Consider the following 6,266-nt stretch of genomic DNA (forward strand, 5'->3'; position numbering starts at 1 on the left):
CCACCTTCCATCTGTTGTCGGCGCGCCGCCTCAAGCTGATCCGCAAGGACGCCTACATCGTCAACACCGCGCGCGGCACGGTCATCGACGAGGATACGCTGACCAAGCTGATCGAGGCCGGCGAGATCGCAGGCGCGGCGCTCGACGTGTTCGAGCACGAACCCGCGGTCAATCCGCGGCTGGTCCGCCTCGCCAAGGCCGGCAAGGTCGTGCTGCTGCCGCATATGGGCTCGGCCACCATCGAAGGCCGCGTCGAGATGGGCGAGAAGGTCATCATCAACATCCGCACCTTCCTCGACGCCCACAAGCCGCCGGATCGCGTATTGCCGAGCATGTTGTGAGACATTGAGGCGCATAGCGTCCACCGTTTCACCCCCTTGCGGGAGAGGGTTTCGGCGTCAGCGATAGGCGCTCAAATCGGTGATGGTCGGGTGATCGCCGTTGAGCGGGTTCGACGGATCGCGCCGGTAGTGCAGCGTTTCGAACCGCATCGCGCGCGCGTCCACCATCAGCAGCCGTCCGACCAGTCCCTCGCCGAATCCGACGATCTCGCGAATGACCTCGAGCGCCGTCATCGAGCCGAGCACGCCGGCCAGCGCGCCGATGATTCCGGCCTGCTGGCAGCTCGGCACCGTGCCATCCGGCGGCGGCTCCGGAAACAGGCAACGGTAAGTCGGGTTGAGCTCGCCCTCGGCATTTTTTTCATGGGCGCGGATCGTCGTCAACGTGCCGTCGAACACCCCCAGCGCGGCGGTCACCAGCGGCTTCTTCGCCAGAAAGCAGGCATCCGCCACCAGATAGCGCGTGGCGAAATTGTCGGAGCCGTCGGCGACAAGGTCATAGTCCGCCAGCAGCGGCAGCGCGTTCGCCGCATCCAGCCGCATGTGATGGGCGCGGAATGCGACGTGCGGGTTGAGCGCGCGGATCTTGTCCGCGGCGCTTGCGACCTTGGGACTGCCGATGTCCGGCGTCGCGTGAATGATCTGGCGTTGCAGATTCGACAGCGTCACCACGTCGTCGTCGATCACGCCGAGCGTGCCGATGCCGGCCGCGGCCAGATACATCAGCGCCGGCGCGCCGAGGCCCCCGGCTCCGATCATCAGCACGCGCGCGTTGCGCAATGCGTTCTGGCCGGGGCCGCCGACCTCGCGCATCACGATGTGGCGGGCATAGCGTTCAAGTTCGTCGGCGCTCAGCATCGTCCCTGTCGTTCTCGTATTTCGATCCAGCGCCGCACAGGCCTGAACCCGATCGCCGCTGTTACCGGCCACGCGGATGTGTTTCAATATAGCGTTTTCGAGCGAAGTGGAATCCGGTTCGCGTGAAGAAAACGCGTCAGACCAAGACGCTAGAGTCTTTCATCGTTTCCATGAAACGGTGAAAGACTCTAGCGCCGTTTCAACGGAGACGAAAGCTGTCATGCGAGCGACGCCGATCGCCGCGGCATTGATGATCGTGACCACCGCGATTTCCGCCGAGGCGCAGCCCGCCGCCACTCATGGACGCGCCGTGACAAAGCCGCAGCCGTCGGCCCGCCCCGCGGTGCAGACTCCGGCCGACACCGCGAGCGCGATGGCGCAGGCGGAGCGGCAGGCGCTGCAGTCCGACCTGGCATGGACCGGTCACTATAACGGCCTCATCAATGGCGAGGTCAGCGACCGGCTGATCGCGGCGATCAAGACATTCCAGAGAGATCAGGGCGGCAAGCAGACCGGCGTGCTCAACCCGCAGGAGCGCGGCGCGCTCACTGCCGCCGCGCGGAAGACGCGGAGCAATGCCGGCTGGAAGATCGTCACCGATACCGCAACCGGCGCCCGGCTCGGCCTGCCGGCGCGACTGGTGCCGCAGCAGTCGAGCGACGGCGACGGCACGACATGGAGTTCAGCGACCGGCACGATCCGGATCCGGCTGACGCGCCGCAACGATGCCGGCCTCACCACCGCGAAACTCGCCGAGTCCGAGCGAAAGGAACCGGCCGGACGCAAGCTCGATTACAGCACGGTCAAGCCGGATTTCTTCGTGCTGTCGGGCATGCAGGGCCTGAAGAAATTCTACGTGCGCGGCCAGCTTCGGGACAGCGAAGCGCGCGTCCTGACCATCCTCTACGATCAGGCCACCGAAGGCATCATGGAGCCCGTGGTGATCGCGATGTCGAGCGCATTCGATCCGTTTCCCGCGGATGGTCCGCCGCCGCGCAAGGCCGTGGAGTACGGGACGGGCGTGGTCGTGAGCAGCGATGGCGCGATCGTCACCGGCACTGACGTCACCGATGAGTGCAAATCGATTGTCGTCGCAGGCCACGGCAACGCCGACAAAATCGCCAGAGACAAGGATCACGGCCTCGCGCTGCTGCGCATCTACGGCGCGCATGGATTAAAGCCGATCGCGCTCGATGGCGGCCCGGCCAAGGGCAGCCTCGAACTTGTCGGCATCACCGACCCGCAGAACCAGGGCGGCGGCTCCGCGGTGAGCCGCGTCAAGGCATCGGTCACACAGGGAGGCGGCAGCGAACCGGCGCTGTCTCCGGCGCCCCCGCCCGGCTTTTCCGGCGCTGCCGCGCTCGACGCAAACGGAAAGTTCGCGGGTCTCGTGCTGTTGAAGCCGGCCACGGTTGCAGGGCCTTCGGCGCCCGCCGCGCAGGCCGTGCTCGCTCCGGCCGAGACCGTGCGGGCTTTCCTGAAAGCCAACAGCGTGACGCCGTCTGCTAGTCAATCGTCCGACGCGAAAGCTGCGGTGGTCCGCGTGATCTGCGTGCGGAAGTAGATGATCCCATCGGTCAAAAATATCTGAAGTTATTCCGGAAGCCGCATAAGCGGCTATCCGGAATCCATAACCAAACAGAATTATGTATTCCGGGCTTCGCGCGCCCTCAGATGCGCAATGGCGCATCGGGTCATGACGGCGCGGATTTGTGCCGTACGCAGGCGCTACGTCTGACAACTCGGGCACCAGAACGTCGAGCGTCCGTTCTGGGTGAAGCGCTTCACCGTGCCCTTGCATCCGGGGGTGGGGCACTTGTCGCCCTCGCGATCGTAGACCTGGAACGAATGCTGGAAGTAGCCGAGTTCGCCGGAAGTCTGCCGGTGGTCGCGCAAGGAGGAGCCGCCGGCCTTGATTGCCTGGTTGAGCACATCGTGTATGGCCTCGACCAGCCGGACGGCGCGCTCGGTCGGCGCGCCCGTTCTCAGGGCCAGCGTCGCGGCGAGACGTCGCGGCGACAGATGCGCGCGAAACAGCGCCTCGCAGACATAGATATTGCCGAGCCCCGCGACCACGCGCTGGTCGAGCAGCGCGGCCTTCAGGCTGGTTTTCTTGTCGCGGCACGAGTGCGCCAGCATCGCCGCGTCGAATGCGTTGCCGAGCGGCTCGGGCCCTAGTCCTTTCAGCAGCGGCTCGTCGTCGAGCCCGCGGCGGGCGATGACCTTCATATAGCCGAAGCGGCGGGGATCGTTGAACACGATCTCGGCGCCGGACGACATCGTAAACCTCACATGATCGTGGGCGCGAGCCTCGTTGCGCCGATGGTGAAAATCGCCCGGAGCCGCAGCTCCCGCCGCATCGATCACGCGGAACGAGCCGGACATGCCCAGATGCATCAGCAGCACGTCGCCGGACGCGAGATCGGCCAGCAAATATTTCGCGCGCCGCCCGAGCCCGGTCACGGCCTGACCTTCCAGCCGGGCGACGAAATCGGCCTGGAACGGAAACCGCAGGTCCTTGCGCCGGGTCTCGGCGCGCACGATGGTCATTCCCTCCATCGCCGGCTGCAAGCCGCGGCGCACGGTTTCGACTTCGGGAAGTTCGGGCACGGCTTCGCTCGATTTGTGTGATCGCCCGGCGTCTCAAGCCGTCGCGGTCTCGGCTTCTTCCTCGCTGAACACCAGCGCATTGTAGAACGGATCGGTCACCGTCATCGTGGTGGCGCCCCAGGGCTGATGCTCCAATCCGGGCCGCGCGTAGCCGTAGCTCTTGGCGAGCAGCCCGGCCTGATAATCCGCAAGCCCCGTCGTCTCGATGATGATCCGCGCGCCGGGCGAGCAGCTTCCATGATGTTCGCTGAGATGCAGCACCGCCGAGCCGAGCGATATCCCCATGTAGAGCGGCAGATCCGGCTCGAACCGGTGCTCGAAATCGACCTTGAAGCCTAGAAAATCGAGGTAGAACTCCCGCGCCTTGCGGACATCGAACATCCGCAGGATCGGAGTCGTTTTGGCGAACTGTGGGGGCATCGGCGCTTCCCTCCTGATGTCGCCGGTTAACCACTCTCGAACGGCGATCCATCTTCAGATGGAGCTCGCTTGTAGCGCAACGCAGCATGGCAGGCTATGGTCCGTAGCATGGAGAGCACGGGCATGGATGGAAAGGATCAGACGACGCATTTCGGCTTCAGGGACGTCCCCGTGGAGGACAAGCAACCGCTGGTGAACGACGTGTTCCACAGCGTGGCGCGGCGCTATGACCTGATGAACGATCTGATGTCGGGCGGGCTGCACCGCGTCTGGAAGGACGTGATGATCACGGCGCTGAACCCGCCGCGCGGCGATGCCTCGTTCGCGCTGCTCGACGTCGCCGGCGGGACCGGCGATATCGCCTTCCGTGCGGTAAAGGCCGCGGGAGACGGATTCCGGGCCACGGTCTGCGACATCAATCCGGACATGCTCGCCGTGGGCCGCGAGCGCGCGGTCAAGGCGCATCTCGATGATCGGGTGTCGTTCGTCGAAGGCAACGCCGAAACATTGGCGTTCGCAGACCGCAGTTTCGACGCCTACACCATCGCGTTCGGAATCCGCAATGTGCCGCGCATCGATGCCGCGCTGCGCGAGGCGTTTCGGGTGCTGAGGCCGGGCAGCCGGTTTCTCTGCCTCGAATTCTCGACGGTTGACGTGCCCGGCCTCGAGAAGATCTACGACCTGTTTTCCTTCAAGGTAATCCCGCCGCTCGGCCGCGCCGTCACCGGCGATGCCGGCTCCTATCAGTACCTTGTGGAATCGATCCGCAAGTTTCCCAAGCCGAACGCCTTCGCGGACATGATCCGCGACGCCGGCTTTGCGCGGGTCAACTGGCAGGTTCTCTCCGGCGGCATCGTCGCGCTGCATTCGGGCTGGCGTTTGTGATCTCCGCATTGACCCATGCCGCGCGGCTGGCGCGTGCCGCGTTCGTGTTCGCGCGCGAGGGCGTGTTCGGCGTGGTCGATCCGTCGCTGGTGCCGCCGCCCGGACAACTCGCGCTGCGCATGGCCCGCCTGATCGAACGCCGCGGCGCGAAATCCGGACCGCGGCTGTCGCGGGCGCTGACCCGGCTCGGGCCGGCCTATCTCAAGCTCGGACAGTTCCTCGCCACGCGGCCCGACGTCGTCGGCGTGGTGATGGCGCGCGACCTGGAAAGCCTGCAGGACCGCCTGCCGCCGTTTGCGCAAGCAGAGGCCGAAGCCGTGGTCGCGGCCGCGCTGGAAAAGCCGGTGGCGCAAGCCTTCACAAGTTTCGGACCGGCGGTGGCGGCGGCCTCGATCGCGCAAGTGCACCGTGGCGAGGTCGAGAAGGACGGCGTCCGCAAGCAGGTTGCGGTCAAGGTGCTGCGGCCCAACGTCGCCTCACGCTTTCGCCGCGACCTCTCCGATTTCTTCTTCGTCGCCAACAAGGCCGAAGCGCACTCCGCCGAAGCGCGGCGGCTGCGCCTGGTCGAAGTCATCAACACCATGTCGCGCTCCGTGGCGATGGAAATGGACCTGCGGCTGGAAGCGGCCGCGCTGTCGGAGATGGCGGAGAACACCCGCGACGATCCCGACTTCCGCGTCCCCACCGTCGACTGGGACCGCACCACCCACAACGTGCTGACGATGGAGTGGATCGACGGCATCGCGCTGAACGATCATGCGCGCCTTGCGCAATCGCATGTCGACCTGCCCGAACTCGGCCGCAAGGTGATCCAGAGCTTCCTGCGCCACGCGCTGCGCGACGGCTTTTTTCATGCCGACATGCATCCCGGCAACCTGTTCCTCGACAAGTCGGGCCGGCTGGTCGCCGTGGACTTCGGCATCATGGGACGGCTGGGGCTGAAAGAGCGGCGCTTCCTCGCCGAAATCCTGCTCGGCTTCATCACGCGCGACTATCGCCGCGTCGCCGAGGTGCACTTCGAGGCCGGCTATGTGCCGAGCCATCACTCGGTGGAGAATTTCGCGCAGGCCATCCGCGCCATCGGCGAGCCGATCCACAATCGCACCGCCGAGGAAATCTCGATGGCCAAGCTCTTGACGCTGCTGCTCGAGG

Annotated in this window: 7 protein-coding genes; 4 read left to right on the forward strand and 3 right to left on the reverse strand. The window is 65.6% G+C overall.

From position 1 onward, the window contains the following. Window positions 1–341 (forward strand): NAD(P)-dependent oxidoreductase (locus BGO16_RS06200; RefSeq protein ID WP_292617721.1); only part of this gene is annotated, 341 nt, incomplete at its 5' end. 57 nt (window positions 342–398) lie between these two features. Here BGO16_RS06200 and moeB read toward each other — a convergent pair. Continuing rightward, window positions 399–1,199 (reverse strand): molybdopterin-synthase adenylyltransferase MoeB, encoded by an 801-nt coding sequence (moeB, locus tag BGO16_RS06205; protein ID WP_292617722.1) that lies wholly within the window; start codon window positions 1,197–1,199, stop codon window positions 399–401. A 220-nt stretch (window positions 1,200–1,419) separates the two neighbouring features. Between moeB and BGO16_RS06210 the strand changes: the two genes are divergently transcribed. Continuing rightward, window positions 1,420–2,763 carry a serine protease gene (locus BGO16_RS06210; RefSeq protein ID WP_292617723.1) on the forward strand — a complete coding sequence of 448 codons (1,344 nt, stop codon included), beginning with the start codon at window positions 1,420–1,422 and terminating at the stop codon, window positions 2,761–2,763. A gap of 164 nt (window positions 2,764–2,927) precedes the next feature. On the opposite strand, the gene mutM is transcribed toward BGO16_RS06210, so the two are convergent. After that, entirely contained in the window at window positions 2,928–3,809 is an 882-nt protein-coding gene (gene mutM, locus BGO16_RS06215; protein ID WP_292617724.1) for a bifunctional DNA-formamidopyrimidine glycosylase/DNA-(apurinic or apyrimidinic site) lyase, read from the reverse strand. A 33-nt stretch (window positions 3,810–3,842) separates the two neighbouring features. Continuing rightward, window positions 3,843–4,229, reverse strand: coding sequence for a glyoxalase superfamily protein (locus BGO16_RS06220; protein ID WP_292617725.1), 387 nt, complete (start codon window positions 4,227–4,229; stop codon window positions 3,843–3,845). A 123-nt stretch (window positions 4,230–4,352) separates the two neighbouring features. Here BGO16_RS06220 and ubiE point away from each other — a divergent pair, with 123 nt between their 5' ends. Both ubiE and BGO16_RS06230 read left to right on the forward strand, forming a co-directional pair. Next, on the forward strand, window positions 4,353–5,114 hold the full coding sequence (ubiE, locus tag BGO16_RS06225; protein WP_292617726.1) for a bifunctional demethylmenaquinone methyltransferase/2-methoxy-6-polyprenyl-1,4-benzoquinol methylase UbiE: 762 nt from the start codon (window positions 4,353–4,355) through the stop codon (window positions 5,112–5,114). After that, a partial coding sequence (locus BGO16_RS06230) for an AarF/UbiB family protein (RefSeq protein ID WP_292617727.1) occupies window positions 5,111–6,266 on the forward strand: 1,156 nt, incomplete at its 3' end. The genes ubiE and BGO16_RS06230, both read left to right, overlap by 4 nt.

Source organism: Nitrobacter sp. 62-23 (assembly GCF_001897285.1).
GTDB lineage: Bacteria > Pseudomonadota > Alphaproteobacteria > Rhizobiales > Xanthobacteraceae > Nitrobacter.

Coding starts and splice junctions, on each gene's coding strand:
- moeB (WP_292617722.1), bottom strand. CDS start 1,199: ATGCTGAGCGCCGACGAACTTGAACGCTATGCCCGCCACATCGTGATG.
- BGO16_RS06210 (WP_292617723.1), top strand. CDS start 1,420: ATGCGAGCGACGCCGATCGCCGCGGCATTGATGATCGTGACCACCGCG.
- BGO16_RS06220 (WP_292617725.1), bottom strand. CDS start 4,229: ATGCCCCCACAGTTCGCCAAAACGACTCCGATCCTGCGGATGTTCGAT.
- ubiE (WP_292617726.1), top strand. CDS start 4,353: ATGGATGGAAAGGATCAGACGACGCATTTCGGCTTCAGGGACGTCCCC.